The organism is Halobacillus sp. A1-3, assembly GCF_050971765.1.
GTDB classification, from domain to species: Bacteria; Bacillota; Bacilli; order Bacillales; family Halobacillaceae; genus Halobacillus; species Halobacillus mangrovi_B.
In genome coordinates this window covers 14,776-31,363 of record NZ_JBPCEO010000005.1, presented here as the reverse complement: position 1 = coordinate 31,363, position 16,588 = coordinate 14,776, and the positions used below count along the sequence as shown (strand labels likewise).

The window sequence follows — 16,588 nt, the reverse complement described above, 5'->3', positions numbered from 1 at the left end:
AATGATCGCTCATCCCATCATCAGCTAATGTTTAATCTTCTATAATCTCTTGTGCTTTTTGGTTAAACTCTTTCAGTTCTTTATCTAAGTCAGCTCCGCCTTCGGTAATTCGTTCAATCGAAGCAAGGAGTTCTTGAGCAATTCGTTCAAAGTGTTCAGTCTGTAACCCTGGGTTCGTGTTTTCTAATTGTTTACCGAATGTCGCATAATTCGGATCTTCTTGCATTACTGGTTTTTCCCATGCTTCTGTACGGGAAGGAAGCGTATTGGATTCTTCCAGCCAGTCCATTTGCGTTTCTACATCTGTCATGAAGGAAATATATTTCATTGCACCTTCCACATTGTCAGAGCTTTCAAATACAGAAAGCAGAGAGCCGCCCATCATGGATGTATTTTTTTCTTTTGTAGGCATAACAGCAGTCGCCCATTTCCCTTCAAGATCCGGAGCCTGATCATTGATGATATTAATCATCCATGGACCACTGAAAAACATCGGCTTAGAACCAGCTTTAAAGGCTTGGACAATGTCTACACCTTCCTGAGTTGGACTTAATCCCTCTTCGAAATAGCTTGCATAATACTCCATCGCTTCTTTAAATTCCGGAGAATCTAGATTCAATTCTTTGTTTTTCACATCAGCTTCGTATCCATTCTGCCACGCAAAGATAAACGGTGTAGACTGGTCATTACGGTCGATATCAAGTCCATAAGAGTCTTCGCCACGATCAGCAAGCTTCGTTGCCGCATCCTTCAGCTCATCCCATGTTTTTGGTGGTTCTTCATAGCCGGCTTCTTTTAACAAGTCTGTACGGTAGTAAATCACACGCGTATCTACATACCAGGGAATTCCAACAACTTGATCGCCATTTTCCATCGACGTTACAGAACCATCAAAATAGTTTTCTTTTGCAAAGTTAGGATAGTCTTCCATGTATTCAGACAAGTCTTTCAGTGCACCAGCTTCAGCAAATTCTGGTACCCAGGTTGTTCCTAATTGGACAACGTCCGGCCCGTTCCCTGAGGCTACGGCTGTAAGTAATTTGTCATGTGCCGTATCCCAAGGAATAGCTTGTACATCTACGGTCAGATCAGGATTGTTTTCTTCGAACTTTTTACTAAACTCCTGAAGTTTTTTACCTTCTTCCCCCATCGCCCACACAGTAACGGTGTTTTCATCCCCTTCAGATGATGAGCTGTTTGAACAACCCGCAAGTGCCATAGATAAAACGAGTACAGATAACAAGGTTAATAATTTCCACTTCACTGAAAAAGCACCCCTTCGATATTTTTAATTGAAACGTTTCGATAACTGCATTATAATTTAATTTGTATCCGCTTTCAACTACTTTCCTGAATTTTTTCAAAAATTATAGAAAAACCTTTTAAACAGGAGGAACTTATAGGTTGACGGATAAACACTACACACTTATACTGCAATTATATTTTATTCGAAACGTTTCACTTAACTTTGAGGAGGAATTCTAATGACAGATGTAAACCTAAATCATTTACTAGAAAAAATGACGATAGAAGAAAAAGTTGGACAGCTCGTCCAGCTGGCAACCCCATTCTTTAAAGGCGCCACTGATCGAGGCGAAATTACAGGCCCTATGGTACAAATGAACATTAGTGAAGAAGACATCAAACACACAGGATCAGTTCTCGGTGCTTCAGGTGCAAAAGAAACCACCAATATTCAGAGGGTACATATGGAAGAAAACCGTCTCGGTATTCCTTTATTATTTATGTCGGATATCGTACACGGTTTTAAAACGATCTTCCCTGTCCCGCTTGCCATCAGTTCATCTTGGGATCTGGACCTTGCAGAAAAAAGTGCGGCTATTGCAGCAGAAGAAGCAGCTGCCTCAGGTGTACACGTCACTTTTGCCCCAATGGTCGACTTATCACGAGAACCACGTTGGGGACGGGTAATGGAAGGAACAGGGGAGGACCCCCATTTGAATAGTGAATTCGCTCGCTCCTTTGTACGAGGATTCCAAGGTGATTTTGAAAATGACCACTCAAAAGTAGCGGCATGCGTGAAGCACTTTGCTGCTTACGGTGCTCCCGAAGCGGGCCGCGATTATAATACGGTTGACATGTCCGTATGGCAGCTTCGTGAAAACTACCTACCTGCTTACAAAGCCGCTCTCGATGAAGGCTGCGAAATGGTCATGACCGCCTTCAATATTTTGAACGGCGTTCCTTCGACAGGGAATGAAGAGCTGATGCGAGGTATTTTGAGAGGCGAATGGGGATTCGAAGGTCCACTGATCTCAGACTGGGGAGCCGTAAAAGAACTGATTCCTCATGGTGTAGCCGAAGATGCGAAACAAGCGGCTGAAAAAGCGATGAAGGCAAGTGTAGATATTGAAATGATGACGTCTTGCTATACGAACCATGTACGGGAATTGATCGAAGAAGGAACCCTAGAAGAAGCGATCGTAGATGAAGCAGTACTGCGAATTTTAAGGCTTAAGAAAAAGCTCGGTCTGTTTGAAAACCCTTATAGAGGGACCAGTGAGGAAAAAGAGGCAGCCGTTATTCTATCTGAAGAAAACCGCAAGACAGCTCGAGAACTTGCGAGTAAATCAATTGTATTATTAAAGAATGATGAAGTCTTACCACTAGATTCCGGTCAAAAAACCGCCCTTGTTGGGCCATTTTCCACAAGTACAGACATTCTTGGTCCATGGTCCTGGGGTGGATCTTCTGAAGATACCATCACTGTTAATACCGGCTTTTTAAACCATATCAAAAAAGAGAAACTATTTATTTCCGAAGGCTGCGGCATTGAGGAAGGTACAGAAGGACAACTGCAATCGGCGTTAGAACAAGCGGAAAAAGCGGAAGTAATTGTTGTTGCCTTAGGAGAACATTCAGACATGAGCGGTGAAGCCGGCAGCAGGGCAGACATACGTATTCCGGAAGTTCAGCTCGACCTTTTGAGAAAGATGAAGGAATTAGGAAAACCAGTAGTTGCTGTATTGTTTAACGGACGACCTTTGGACTTAAGAGAAGTGATCGAGAATGCTGACGCTGTTATTGAAGCCTGGTATCCAGGGACAGAAGGCGGTAATGCACTTGCAGACATTATTTTTGGTAAAGTAAATCCATCAGGTAAGCTGACGATGTCGATGCCGTACTCTGTCGGTCAGGTCCCGATCTATTATAATCGCTATAGTACTGGCCGCCCTAAAAATGCACCCGATGCACAAGTACGTTACGTCTCTCAGTATTTAGATATTCCAAATGAGCCCCTTTACCCGTTTGGTTATGGACTGAGCTACAGCCAATTTGAGTACGGAGAACTTACCTTATCTTCGAATGAAATGAAGTATGATGAACAATTGACTGTGACAACGACCGTATCCAATACCGGTGATAAAGCTGGCGATGAAGTTGTTCAACTTTATATTCGAGACCTTGTGGGAGACGTTGTTCGACCACTGAGAGAACTCAAAGACTTTAAAAAGATTTCACTAGAACCAGGTGAATCAGAAGAAGTCATTTTTCAGCTAAATGAAAGTCAACTGCGTTACTATCATGCGAACATGGAACATAAAAGTGATGCTGGAGAGTTCGAAGTTTTTGTTGGAACAAACAGCCGCGACGTAAGGTCCCAAACGTTCCGATTAGTAAAATAATGAAACTCTATCATGAAAAAAGCCTCATGAACTCCATCATGAGGCTTTTTCTATACGCTAATTTTTCTTCGCACATGCTCCGCAAATACACCGAGCTTTTCCATATCTGAAACATCCTCCTCAAACAATGGCACCCGGATGAGCTGTTGTTTAGTAAAGCGCTTTTCAATCTCATCCAAATAAGTTTTTTCCTGCTTTCTGCGTTTCTCTAAAAAAGCACCGTCGGCATGCTCTGGCAGCACCTTATTCACAATGAGCGTTCGTACCGGGAGATCGTGCTGTCCCAGCTGTTTAATCGCTTTTTCCGTTTCTAAAATAGGGAGCCGCTCAGGAATCAATACAAATGCAAAGCCCGTCTGTTCCTCGTCTAAAATAATTTTTCTTACGGCAGCAAATTTTTCTTTCCTATTTTGCAATATAGAATAGATCGGATCATCAACTGGATCACCATCATTTAAAAGCTCTGTGTAATTATCATTCACTTTCTTTCTGCGCTCGAGCATTCCATCAATCCATACGCCCATAAGTTCAGGTAATGTCAGTAAACGAATCGTATGACCTGTCGGAGCCGTATCAAACACGATTTTATTAAAGTGGTCGGATTCTTCGAGAATAATGGAGATCAACCGATCAAAAAGAGCCGCCTCATCGGCCCCAGGGGAGGCGCTTGCCATATCGATTTGACGATGCACTTCCTCAACCATCTTCGATTTAACAAGACCTTCAAGGTTATCCTTCACGCCTTCGATATATCGTTTCGATTCAACATTTGGGTCGACTTCAATCCCCCACAGATTCTCCTCAAGTTTTGTTTTTTTGTGGTCCACTTTTTTATGAAAAATATCACCAAGGTTATGAGCAGGGTCAGTAGAAACGACGAGCGTCTTTAAGCCTTCCCGTGCGAATGCAACAGCAAGCGCCGCGGAAGATGTAGATTTACCGACTCCTCCTTTTCCTCCAACAAATAAAATTTTCTTATCATGAATTTGTTTCATTATGAGTCCACCTTTTCCTTCATTTCAGCAGCACCTGATCCCATCAAGAGGCGACTTCTCCATGCCCATCCGCAAGTGCCAGTCATGAAATTTCTCAATGATATACGGATATAATTCTAATGTGTAATAAAAAGCTGGGTTTGGAATTCCGAGCATATCGGAATATACAAGCAGCATGAATAAATCATCCTCGTCCCTCAGCTCTCGTGCGATTTCTTGCTTGTGAGGAAGACTGAGGATTTCATCGTAAAGCTCCACTAATCTTTTTATAGAATATTTTCTTGGCATACTACCCCTCCTCACGTATTTAACACTTTTCTAAGTTGTGTATGATAATCGTTCAATCCTTCCACCATTTTTCCATTAACAAAAATTGCATTGTATTTCATATGGAAAAAGAAGTGTCGAAAGGCAGTAACTAGAGAGATTTCCCTTTCTTTTACTTGTTTCAAGAAGTAAACCGCAATGGCCAATACATTCCGTGGATCGAGAAAAGTAATTTCTACTTGATCTCCATAATTACTCAACGTTTGTTGGTAAAGCTCACCAAGAGTCTTCCTGTCCTCATCGTGGTGTTTAAACTCATCTTCCATATGCACTAGCGCATCTTTGTCACTGCAGACCCCACCGCAACAGCCCATGCCGATTTCCTTTTCCGCCCGAATGATCATCACTTCCACCATCTTTGGTCCCTCCTCTTGATGAAAAGGAAAGCCGCACGTGAGCACGTGCGGCACTTGTTACGCACTCCTTTGTACAGAGTCACGATTTCCTTTACTTAACGCTGATATAGCTGTCAATAGAATCCAAAATGTAAAGACAAGAATAATCGCACCAAAGCTGAATAACATCCAGTCGCTTCCTTCGGCCCAAGGCGCCCATTCCGTGACAACCTGATCAATCATCGCCCATAGCGTCATGAACATGATGAACAACATCGGAATCAAGGTTGGCAAGTAATTACGTCCTTGGTTTCGAAGCCAGATGGACACTAACAGTAAGCTGATTCCTGCTAAAAGCTGGTTGGATGTTCCAAACAACGGCCATAGCAGATAACCTCCTGAACCAAACCCTTTTGGCCCCTGCGGAATAAGGGTAAGCATCGCACTGGATACGACAGCAGTAGTCGTCGCCACATGGGTTTTCGTAAGCGGTTTAATTTTATATTCTGTACCTAGTTCAGCAATGATATAGCGCATAAGTCGGACAGAAGAATCCAACGTCGTGGCCGCAAAGCTCACTACAATGACGGAAACAATCGTAGAAGCCACCATCGCCGGAATACCGAGCCCTGATGCAAGCTGTCCTGCACCTTGAATGAACACACCAAGACCCGCTCCGCTAGCTGCAGCAAATCCGCTATACGTTGCTGTAAATTCTCCCGGTGTCGGGAAGAATGTGACAACAGCGATGATAGCGACAAGAGCAAGTGCTCCTTCCCCGACAGATCCTAAATATCCGACAAAGCGAGCATCTTTTTCATTGTTCAACTGTTTAGAAGAAGTCCCTGATGACACTAATCCATGGAATCCTGAGATCGCTCCACACGCAATCGTAATAAAGAGAAGCGGGAACCACGATGTATCCGCAGACGCATTTGTCACTGGTGCTGTGATTTCTGGGTTTGTGAAAAGCAACCCTAAATATAAGAGTCCAAGACCGACAATTAACTGGTGAGAGTTAATATAATCACGCGGCTGCAACAGCTTCCAGACAGGCAGCGTCGATGCAATATACACATAGACCATCAAAACGATGATCCAGACTAAGAACGACATCGAAGTCGCGCTCATACCAAATAGAGTTGTCGCACCTTCCCCGCCAAAATATTTAACGAGATCAATTTGTAACGCAGGCACGTAACTTGCCACAATGGCCGCTAAATACATGACTGCAAGTGCCACAATCGAAGGCAGCAGCATATTTCCTTTTTTCTTATACACACTATAACCGATCCAAACAGCCAATGGAATTTGGATGAATACCGAGACGACACTTGCCGGAAAAGAAATAAACAAGTTCGCTATGACCCAGGCAAAGACGGCATTTACCATTAATACAAGCAATAAAATGATGAATAAAAACAAGACTTTCGCTTTTTGACCAATTAATTTACTAGCTAACGTACCAACGGATTGACCTTTGTTACGAACGGACAAGACAAGTGTACCAAAATCATGCACACCAGCTGCAAATACTGTTCCAAGCAATACCCATAGAACCGCAGGCAGCCAGCCCCAATAAACCGCAATCGCAGGACCAACAATCGGTGCTGCTCCAGCTACGGATGTAAAGTGGTGCCCCCAAAGCACAAATTTGTTCGTCGGCACAAAGTCGACACCATCCTTGTACTGATGCGCAGGTGTCACGTAATTCGGATCTAATCGATAGATCTTTTCAGCAATGAATTTTGAATAATACCGATAACCAAGAAAGAATACGAGGCCCCCTACGACCGCAAGCCATATTCCACTCATAAAAAACCCTCCTCTTAGAAGTTATTAATCTATGTATGCGTTTCCATACTACTTGGTATTATACATTAGATTTTCCCTTTTCTTCAATAAAGTTTACAGATTTATCAGAAAAATGAAATCTTATAGCGAAATTTGTAATGTGAGCGTGTGGATTGTTCCTTAACGTTTTGGGATTGTTCCCTAATGGTGGGCTATTGTACCCTAACGATGGTTGATTGTTCCCTAACGCCGAGCTATTGTTCCCTAATGACCAATCATTGCTCCCTAACCCAATTAAAAAGCTTTGCAGACTAAAACTGCAAAGCCTCTTGTCTAATCGTCTGACCGGATCAATTTATAAGAGCCTGTCCCCTTCGCAATTATTTGGCCGTTTTCATCAAACAGTTCACCTTCAGCAGTCACGATCTTGTACCCCTGCTGCAGAATTCTTCCCTTTGCTGTAATGAGTCCCCTTTTTACAGGGGCAAGATAATGAGTGTTTAAGCTGATCGTAGTGCATCTTGTTTTCGTTTCCGAGCGAATAGCCATGCCGATAATAATGTCGATCATCGAAGCATGCACTCCTCCATGAAGGGTGCCGTTTGCATTCAGGAGCTTTTCCTTAACCTGTAGCTGCAACGTTACATGGCCTTCTTCAAAATGAGTGATTTCAAACCCAATTAAAGAGAAAAATGGACTGGTTTCAAAACTCTCTTTCACCTGATCTATCGTTGCAGTCATCCTCTCTACCTCCTCAAATTAGCTCAAGCATCATGGCCATTCCCTGGCCTCCTCCAGCACACAGTGTAGCTACCCCAAGTTGGTCCTCGCGCCTTTTCATTTCATGTATCAAAGTTGTCATAATCCTCGCCCCACTTGCGCCTACGGGGTGCCCAAGCGCGATAGCTCCACCGTTTACATTTACCTTGTCATGATCGAGACCAAGCTCTCTGATAACCGCTAACGATTGTGAGGCAAAAGCTTCGTTTAATTCGAAAAGTCCGATGTCTTCCACCGACTTCCCCGTCTTTTGAAATAGTTTTTGAACAGCTGGTACAGGACCAATTCCCATGACTTCAGGAGAAACTCCAGCTGCTGCCCAACCGACAATACGAACGAGCGGCGTGATTCCTAAATCATGCGCTTTCGATTCTTTCATCACGATAAGAGCTGTGGCACCATCATTTCTTCCACAAGCGTTTCCAGCTGTAACCGTTCCATTTTCTCTAAATACTGGCCGAAGACTCGCCAACTTTTCCAGGGTAGTCTGCGGGCGTGGATGTTCATCTGTATCCACCGTCACTTTACGCCGCTTTTCCTGTATTTGGACGGCAGTTATTTCATCTTTAAAAATTCCGGTCTCCAAAGCATGAGCAGCGCGGCGCTGACTCTCGATCGCAAAGCGGTCCTGGTCTTCTCTTGAGATCGAATAGCGTTCGGCAACATTTTCAGCCGTGACACCCATTCCTAAACGTGGACCGTAAATTTCCTGAGGCTGCTGACCTGCTTCTGTATTGGAATCTACCAAGACGGAGTTGTCTCCGCCAAACCGTGAGTTTCTTAAATAAATTGGAGAACGGCTCATGCTTTCTGTACCACCGGCTACAATGATTTCTGCCTGGTCAAAAGCGATTTGTTGGACTCCAGACGCAACTGCCTCCATGCCTGAAGCACACAATCGGTTAATGGTATAGGCAGGCGAGGATTCAGGAATACCTGCACGCAAGGCGGCCACACGGGCCACGTTTGAAGACTCTGTCGTCTGCCGCACTTCTCCCATAATCGCTTCATCCACCTGCTCCGGAGATAGTCCTGCTCGTTTAATCGCCGCTTCCATAACGATCGTCGCTAAATGACCTGATGAGAGGTTTTTTAATGATCCTCCATAGCGGCCGATCGGAGTTCTTACAGCACTTGCGATGACGTAACTCTCTCTCACGCAATTCCCTCCTCTATTAAATGCTGTATTCCTTTTTCAGTTGACTGGCGATAATATTTTTCTGGATTTCGGAGGTTCCTTCATAGATTCTCGTAATTCTTGCATCTCTGAAAAATCGTTCGATCGGGTAATCCGCTATATACCCAATACCTCCATGAACCTGTACAGCTTTATCGGCCACTCGGTTGTAAACCTCTGAACCATATAGCTTTAACATAGCGGCTTCCTTAATCACCTTTTTGCCTTGGTCGACCATCCAGGCCACCCGATAGGTAAACGATCGGAGCGCTTCTGTCTCTACGGCCATCTCAGACACCATATGTGCAACCGCCTGATGTTCGATGATCGGTACGCCAAACTGTTCACGCTCCTGAGTGTATTGCATGGATAAGTCTAAGAGCTTCTGGCAGGATCCGAGATTCCTTGCTGCTAATCCCGCGCGGCCATTGGCTAAGATTTTCAAAGCGTTCACGTACCCCTGCCCTTCCTCCCCCAGGACATTTTCGGCTGGAACCTCACAATCTTCCAATATGATTTCTGCAGACTGAGAGCCATGCAAGCCCATCTTCGGTTCAACGGCTCCCACTTGAAAACCAGGAAAATCTTTCTCTACGATAAAAGAGGTGATCCCCTTTGCTCCTTTACTCGTATCTGTAACGGCCATAACTGTAAAAACATCCGCCTCAGTAGCGTTGGTGATATAGTGCTTTGTACCATTCAAAATGTACCGGTCTCCTTGCTTAACGGCCGTCGTTTTCAAATTTGTGGCGTTTGATCCTGCGCTCGGTTCAGTTAATGCAAAAGCTCCGATCGAATCTCCACGAGCCAATGCAGGTAAATATTTTTGCTTTTGCTCTTCATTTCCAAGTTCAACAATTCCTACGGTACCAATCCCAGTATGACCGCCAATCAGGGTAGTATAGCCGTTATGTGTGGCACCAATTTCTTCATAAAGCGCACATTTACCAACCATCCCAATTCCTAATCCACCATATTCCTCTGGGATACTTAAACCGAATAACCCCATGTCTTTGGACATCTCTATAATTCGAGGAGGGATGCGGTTCTCTCTTTCAATCTCCATCGCAACGGCTTCTACTTCTGTTTGAATGAAGTCTCTAACATTCTTTTTCAGATAGTCGATATCCTCGTCAAAATTGAAATTCACTCCAACCTCTCCTTTCATAAAATCAGAATTTATCCCCTGACCGATTCTTTTATGGTTTTGAGCGATAATTTTGATAGTTTAGTAGAATTCTTTTATTGATGTTTCTGAATTGTCCACAACTTTAATAAATAACCTTCATCCTTCTGAGCGATTCCTCTATTTACTATCCTCATTTCAGAATTACACTTCTTCTTTAACTTCATCATAAGGCCACGCCGGAAGCATGTTGGACAACGTTTTGTCAGAACGGTAGCCGAGTACATACTCAGCCTGCATAACGGTATGAATTTCTCGTGTTCCTTCATATATGACGGGAGCTTTTGAGTTTCTCAGAAAACGTTCCACTGGATATTCGTTTGAATAACCGTAGGCTCCATGGATTTGGACCGCATCATTCGCCGCTTCATTAGCAAAATCACACGCCTGCCATTTAGCTAATGAGGTTTCTCTCGTGTTTCGCTTTCCTTTGTTCTTTAAATCTCCTGCGCGGAATACAAGCAGTCGGGACATTTGATAACCGGCTTCCATCTTGGCGATCATTTGTTGAACAAGCTGATGCTTGCCGATCTCTTTTCCGAAGGTTTCGCGTTCGTGGCAGTACTTTACGCTTTCTTCAAGACACGCCAGAATTTGCCCGCAAGCGCCGGCAGCAACTGTAAAGCGTCCATTGTCCAGGGCAGACATGGCTATTTTAAAGCCTTCTCCTTCTTCTCCAAGCAAGTTTTCTTTCGGAACTTTCACATGATCAAAAAACAGTTCCCCAGTATTTCCGGCTCGGATACCCAGCTTGCCCTTAATTCCCTGGGAAGAAAATCCCGGCATCGTCCGTTCGACAATAAACGCCGATATGCCTTTATGTCGTTTACTTTTATCAGTGTAGGCAAAGACAAGAAAATGATCGGCATGATCGCAAAGAGAGATCCAGGTTTTTTGCCCATTTAAAATATAAAAGTCGCCTTCTTTTGTGGCAGTCGTTTTCAAAGAAGCGACATCAGAGCCGGCATTCGGTTCAGTAAGACCGAACGCTCCGACTTTTTCTCCTTTTGCCTGAGGAATAAGGTATTTTTGTTTTTGCGCTTCATTTCCCCACTGAAGAAGGGTCATGCTATTTAAACCAGTATGTACGGATACGGCGGTGCGAAAGGCTGTATCTCCACGTTCCAGCTCTTCACAGACGATGGCGAGCGTATTGTAATCCATTCCGCTTCCGCCGTATTGTTCAGGTATGCAGACACCCATCAAATCAAGATCGGCGAGTCGCTTCATAATCGATGGCTCAAAGTGACCTTTTTCATCCCATTCTTGAATATAGGGATTGATTTCTTTGTCAACGAATTTCCGGACCACCTGCTGGACCATCTTCTGCTCTTCAGAAAGTTCAAAGTTCATCATTTGTGCATCCTCCTCGTCATCGTATGAAGAAAAGCCAGTCATGAACAACTGGCCATTATTAGTAATCACTTTTTCGTAAAAGACAGATTTTTGGAATAAATCATTCATGATTTCCACACCAAATACAAAAAGGGGGTAGGAAACGAAATGGTGAGACCCTTAAGACGATAGCCTAAGGAGCCTCAGCGTACGCCCTCGGAAAGCGAGCCGTTTCCATCTTCCCTTTTCTCTTTTTAGGTACGGAACCGTCCTCTCAAACCTTATTTATTCTATCTGCGCTTCCAGATGAATAGCTAACCCTCAATTTAATCAAATCATTTACTCTTCGACATCCATGTTAACGACTTCACCGTCTTCGACTGCGGCAATTCTAAGACCTGTGATAAAGCCGCCTTCTTCTGTAACTTCCTTAATCGTGTATACTTCTTTTTCTTTAGGCACAGCATCAAGACCTTCCTGGACATGAGCGCGAATCACTTCAGGGTCTTCTACGTTTCCAGCTGCTTTCATTGCTTCCATAAACGCATACATGGCCACATAGTGGTAGCCGGCTTCAGATCCAGGCGTTTCTCCGTAATCGTTCTCGTATTTTTCAATAAATGCATCTGTCCCTGGATAATCCGAGTGAATCAAAGGCGTAACACCGACCGCTCCGTTGAAGGTTTCATAATCGCCGGTAACAGTCTTCATTTCATCCAGTTTGGCCTGATCCATGACGATAAAGCCGCCTTCAAACCCCAGCTGCCTTGCCTGATCGGCTACTTTTGCTGTCGGCTCAGATGGACCTCCGATGAATAAAACGTCAGGATCCTTTTTCAATGCATTGGTGACCAGAGTGAAGAAATCGGTATCCTTAGAGAAATCGATGGAAGAGTTGTACACGACTTCTCCTCCTTGTTCCTTCCAATAAGGAAGTAAGGTTTCCGTCCAATCCTTTCCGTACTGAGAAGCTGTTGGCAGTGCGGCTATTTTCTTGCCGAATTTATCCATTTCATAGCTCGTAAACGGTTCGATATATCCGTCATAACTAGGAGGAATCCGGATGGTAAGTGAATTTCCCGCTTCTGTGACAGCGGGTTCACTTGTATAGGCACCGATCAAGAATTTATCCTGCTGCTCATTGAACACCTGCATCGCTTTTACCCCTCCGCTGTGGGGAGTGAAAATGATCGGCGTATCATTCTCTTGCAAAAGACGCTTCGCATTTGCTGCTGTTTCATTCGGTAAGTATTTGTCATCCAAACTGACGAGGTTTAATTTATATGTTTGTCCGTCAACTTCAAATCCACCGTTATTATTGATCTCATCTACGGCCAATTTAAGTCCATTGAGTGTACGTTCGCCATAATAAGCGGCTGGTCCGCTTAACGGTCCGGTGTAGCCAATGTTGACGACTTCTTCACCTTCTGCTACTTCAGGCGCCTCCGTTTCACTTTCAGCCTCACCTTCACTTGAAGCCTGGTTGGATGATGGATTATCGATACATCCGGCCGCCACGAACAGAAACGATAACATAAGTAAAAACGCAGTAATTCGAATTACTTTCATTGGTTATCCTCCTCATTTGAATGGATGTTCCCCTTAACCTTAAGCACCAATATATGCTTTACGAACCGTATCATTTTCAAGCAGCTCCTCCGCCGATCCCTGGACAACGACGGAACCATTTTCGAACACATAGCCTCGATCAGCAATCCTTAAAGCTGCGTACGCATTTTGTTCCGCTAAAAGAACCGTCGTCCCTTCCTTGTTGATCTTTTGAATCACATCAAACATCTGCTCGACTATGAGGGGGGCAAGGCCGATGGATGGCTCATCTAAGAGCATTAATTTCGGCTTTGCCATCAGTGCCCGGCCGATCGCGAGCATTTGCTGCTGTCCGCCACTTAATGAGCCAGCGGCATTGTCTTTCTTTTCATGCAAAATCGGAAACAGCTCATAGACATGTTCAATGGATTGCTTAACTTGTTTGCGTTTACGGCGGTGCACATAAGCTCCCATGATCAAATTTTCGTGGACACTCATTTGCGGAAAAAGCTTTCGATCTTCTGCACATTGGACGACACCCGCCTTGACTATTCGGTCCGGTGACAGCCCGTCCAAGCTGACATCTTCAAAACGGATGGTGCCTGTACTCGGCTTTTTCAAACCACTTATTGCATTGAATGTCGTACTCTTTCCAGCACCGTTTGAACCGAGCAGCACCACCAACTCTCCTTGACCAACGTTGATGTTCACATCCTCAACGGCGTTGTAACTGCCATATTGGACAGACACCTTTTTCATATCAAGCACTCGCCTCACCTCCGAGGTAAGCATCTATCACGGCCTGGTTGTTGCGGATTTCATCCGAGGTGCCTTCAGCGATCTTTTCTCCGTAGTTTAAGACCATGATTTTGTCGGCAAGCTTCATAATCATTTTCATTTTGTGCTCAATGAGGCAGACGGTAATGCCACGCCCGACCATTTTTTCCATCAGTTCAGCCAGCCCTTCGGTTTCACCAGGATTTATTCCTGCAGCGGGCTCATCCAAGAACACAACCTCGGGGTCAGTAGCCAGCGCAAGAGCGAAAGCGACCCGCTTCTTTTCTTCCTGTGTGATATTTCCGGCGAGCTTATTTGAAACATGAGTTAAGCCAACAAAATCGAGGACTTCCATTGCCTTATCCATACATCTCTGCTCTTCTCTTTTGAACCGCTTCGTCCGCAATACTGCATCAAGTAAACTCGAGTTCGTCCTCAGCCGGTGGCCGACAAGAACGTTATCTAAAACTGAGGACTGCTCGAACAAATTTGTTGTTTGAAAAGTCCTCGCCACTCCGATTTCCGCTATTTTATTTGGTGGCAGCTTGGTAATGTTTTTTCCTTTATAGAAGACTTCTCCTGAGCTTGGTTGATAACTGCCGCTCACCAAATTGAAAAACGTCGATTTACCTGCTCCATTCGGCCCGATGATGGCATTGATTTTTCCTTTTTCAATCGCAAAGTCAACCTCATTGACGGCCACTAAACCTCCAAATTTTTTCGTCAGCTGTTTCGTTTCGATTAACACTCCATCATCCCTCCTTGATTCTCTTCTCCGTATCCGATTTGGCCTGTGGCTCGACGTAACGTTTCTTTTGCTTTAACGCTAAAGACTTTTTCAAGGAACGCTTCATTCTCCAGTCAATAAAAGCTCCGGCAATTCCTCTCGGATAGAAGATGATGAGCAAAGTTAATAATGGACCGAAAATTAACATTCGGTAATCTTGTAAAAATTGAAGAGACTGCGAAACCGTTACGATCAAAAATGTCCCAACGATAGGACCGGCCAGCGTTCCGATTCCTCCAACAAGCAGATAAGTCAGAAAGTCAAAAATGATTGTGATATAGCCGATATCAGGCCCAATGAACCTAATAAAGGAGGCATATAAAGCTCCTGCTAAGCCAGCAAAGAAAGTTGAAAGAACAAAAGCGAGAAGCTTGTTCTTCATTGTCGAAATCCCGATAGTCTGCGCGAGTTCTTCGCTATTACGTATTGCGATGAAGGTTCTTCCAGAAAGGGAATGGACGATCCGATACATGACGAGAACGGTAAGGAGTAGAAAAAAGAGAATCAAATAATACTGGGAGAGAGCTGTATCAAAGGCAATCGGTCCGATGTTTGCTGGCGCCGGTATTCCGATAAGTCCGCGCACCCCTCCAGTCAAGCTATCCCACTTATCGATAATTAAGTAAATGATGTAGCCGACACAGAGTGTATAGATCGCGAAAAAATGCTCTTTCGTCCTTAAAGCGACAAGCCCGACAAGAAAGCCGAGCGCACAGGTGATTAGGCAAGCAAGAACTAAGGCCAGCCAGTAATTGAGACCTGCTTTTACCGTCAAGAGCCCAAGGGCATAAGCACCGACAGCGAAAAATCCAGCGTGAGCAAGTGATAAATATCCAGTGTATCCCGCAAGTAAGTTCAAACCGTACACGGCAATCATCCAGATGAAGGATAAGGTCAAGACGTGAAGAAAATAATCATTTTGCGATAAAAAAGGAAACACGATGGCCAGTAGAATCACGCCAAGCACCCAGCCTCTTTTTTTAAGAATTGACATCATTTAGAACCCCTCCCTTGAAAAGAGTCCTTTTGGCTTGATGGATAAAATGATGACAAGAAGCAGGAACGCAAGGATGTCTTTATAATCATTGGAGATGTATGTGGCTCCGAGACTTTCTGTAAAACCAAGAATGTATCCCCCCAAAATCGCTCCCGGTACACTTCCCATTCCGCCAAGGATGATAATGACGAACGCTTTTAAGATAACGAGGTGGCCCATTCCAGGGAATACAAGATTGATCGGTGCAGATAAAGAAGCAGCGATAGCAGCCAATCCTCCGGAAATCATGAAGGTAAGCATCGCCACTCGATTCGTGTTGATGCCGACTAGATTGGCTCCTTCACGATTTTGAGCCATGGCGATGATTGTGGCTCCGATATACGTTTTCTTCAAAAACAAGTAAAGTAAAATCATGACAGCCACTGCACCGATGTTGATGAGGACGCGCTGCATCGTAACGGTCATGCCGAATAGATCGATGACCTGCCCGTAAGGCGTTTGCATCGTCCGGTAATCCGCTCCCCAGATCAGCTGGGCAAAGGCTTCAAGAAAAAGCAAAATTCCAATCGCTGCGATCTTATCGTGAATCGGCGGTGCATTACGTAAGGGGTGAAAAACAAGTCTGTCCATCAAAACACCTAAAAGACCGACAACGAGCACGGATATCGCCATAGAAATCCAGTAGGGAACATTCCACAAAAGCATCATCGTCAGGGTGACATACGCACCAAGCATGTAAAGTGCGCCATGGGCAAAGTTAGGAATATGCAAAATGCCATAGACGAGCGTCAGTCCTAAAGCTACAAGACTATAAACACTGCCGATGGTGAGCCCATTAAAAAGCTGCTGAACCAAAATATCCATTAGACTCCCCCTTTAAAAGTAGGAAACCCAGGCCTGGAA

At 44.4% G+C, this 16,588-nt stretch carries 15 protein-coding genes; 1 reads left to right on the top strand and 14 read right to left on the bottom strand.

The window, feature by feature from the left end; translation table 11 throughout:
* Positions 1-31 precede the first annotated feature (31 nt).
* A complete protein-coding gene (locus tag ACRYKC_RS10185; protein WP_433806627.1) occupies positions 32-1,264 on the bottom strand; it encodes a sugar ABC transporter substrate-binding protein in 1,233 nt (410 codons plus the stop codon).
* A 220-nt stretch (positions 1,265-1,484) separates the two neighbouring features.
* Here ACRYKC_RS10185 and ACRYKC_RS10180 point away from each other — a divergent pair, with 220 nt between their 5' ends.
* The gene (locus ACRYKC_RS10180; protein ID WP_433806626.1) at positions 1,485-3,647 is read left to right on the top strand and encodes a glycoside hydrolase family 3 N-terminal domain-containing protein; all 2,163 of its coding nucleotides are present in this window, start codon (positions 1,485-1,487) and stop codon (positions 3,645-3,647) included.
* A 50-nt stretch (positions 3,648-3,697) separates the two neighbouring features.
* Here ACRYKC_RS10180 and ACRYKC_RS10175 read toward each other — a convergent pair whose 3' ends face one another.
* The 13 genes from ACRYKC_RS10175 to ACRYKC_RS10115 all read right to left on the bottom strand — a co-directional run bounded on the left by ACRYKC_RS10175 (position 3,698) and on the right by ACRYKC_RS10115 (position 16,549).
* Complete coding sequence (locus ACRYKC_RS10175) at positions 3,698-4,642, bottom strand: ArsA family ATPase (protein ID WP_433806625.1); 945 nt, start codon at positions 4,640-4,642, stop codon at positions 3,698-3,700.
* Between the two features lie 24 nt (positions 4,643-4,666).
* Positions 4,667-4,930 carry a cory-CC-star protein gene (locus ACRYKC_RS10170; RefSeq protein ID WP_433806624.1) on the bottom strand — a complete coding sequence of 88 codons (264 nt, stop codon included), beginning with the start codon at positions 4,928-4,930 and terminating at the stop codon, positions 4,667-4,669.
* Between the two features lie 11 nt (positions 4,931-4,941).
* Positions 4,942-5,325, bottom strand: a complete 384-nt coding sequence (locus tag ACRYKC_RS10165) for a hypothetical protein (RefSeq protein ID WP_433806623.1) — start codon at positions 5,323-5,325, stop codon at positions 4,942-4,944.
* 57 nt (positions 5,326-5,382) lie between these two features.
* Positions 5,383-7,119, bottom strand: coding sequence for a carbon starvation CstA family protein (locus tag ACRYKC_RS10160; protein WP_433806622.1), 1,737 nt, complete (start codon positions 7,117-7,119; stop codon positions 5,383-5,385).
* 312 nt (positions 7,120-7,431) lie between these two features.
* Positions 7,432-7,839, bottom strand: coding sequence for a PaaI family thioesterase (locus tag ACRYKC_RS10155; protein WP_433806621.1), 408 nt, complete (start codon positions 7,837-7,839; stop codon positions 7,432-7,434).
* A 13-nt stretch (positions 7,840-7,852) separates the two neighbouring features.
* A complete protein-coding gene (locus ACRYKC_RS10150) occupies positions 7,853-9,037 on the bottom strand; it encodes a thiolase family protein (RefSeq protein ID WP_433806620.1) in 1,185 nt (394 codons plus the stop codon).
* Between the two features lie 16 nt (positions 9,038-9,053).
* A complete protein-coding gene (locus tag ACRYKC_RS10145) occupies positions 9,054-10,205 on the bottom strand; it encodes an acyl-CoA dehydrogenase family protein (protein WP_433806619.1) in 1,152 nt (383 codons plus the stop codon).
* A gap of 180 nt (positions 10,206-10,385) precedes the next feature.
* A complete protein-coding gene (locus tag ACRYKC_RS10140; protein ID WP_433806866.1) occupies positions 10,386-11,597 on the bottom strand; it encodes an acyl-CoA dehydrogenase family protein in 1,212 nt (403 codons plus the stop codon).
* 318 nt (positions 11,598-11,915) lie between these two features.
* Positions 11,916-13,145: an ABC transporter substrate-binding protein gene (locus ACRYKC_RS10135; protein WP_433806618.1), complete on the bottom strand. Its 1,230-nt coding sequence runs from the start codon at positions 13,143-13,145 to the stop codon at positions 11,916-11,918.
* A 39-nt stretch (positions 13,146-13,184) separates the two neighbouring features.
* Positions 13,185-13,892 carry an ABC transporter ATP-binding protein gene (locus ACRYKC_RS10130; RefSeq protein ID WP_433806617.1) on the bottom strand — a complete coding sequence of 236 codons (708 nt, stop codon included), beginning with the start codon at positions 13,890-13,892 and terminating at the stop codon, positions 13,185-13,187.
* Positions 13,885-14,649, bottom strand: a complete 765-nt coding sequence (locus ACRYKC_RS10125; protein ID WP_433806616.1) for an ABC transporter ATP-binding protein — start codon at positions 14,647-14,649, stop codon at positions 13,885-13,887. The genes ACRYKC_RS10130 and ACRYKC_RS10125 overlap by 8 nt, the downstream gene beginning before the upstream one ends.
* Before the next feature lie 4 nt (positions 14,650-14,653).
* The gene (locus tag ACRYKC_RS10120; protein ID WP_433806615.1) at positions 14,654-15,685 is read right to left on the bottom strand and encodes a branched-chain amino acid ABC transporter permease; all 1,032 of its coding nucleotides are present in this window, start codon (positions 15,683-15,685) and stop codon (positions 14,654-14,656) included.
* Entirely contained in the window at positions 15,686-16,549 is an 864-nt protein-coding gene (locus ACRYKC_RS10115) for a branched-chain amino acid ABC transporter permease (protein WP_433806614.1), read from the bottom strand. It abuts the gene before it with no gap.
* Positions 16,550-16,588: the final 39 nt, after the last annotated feature.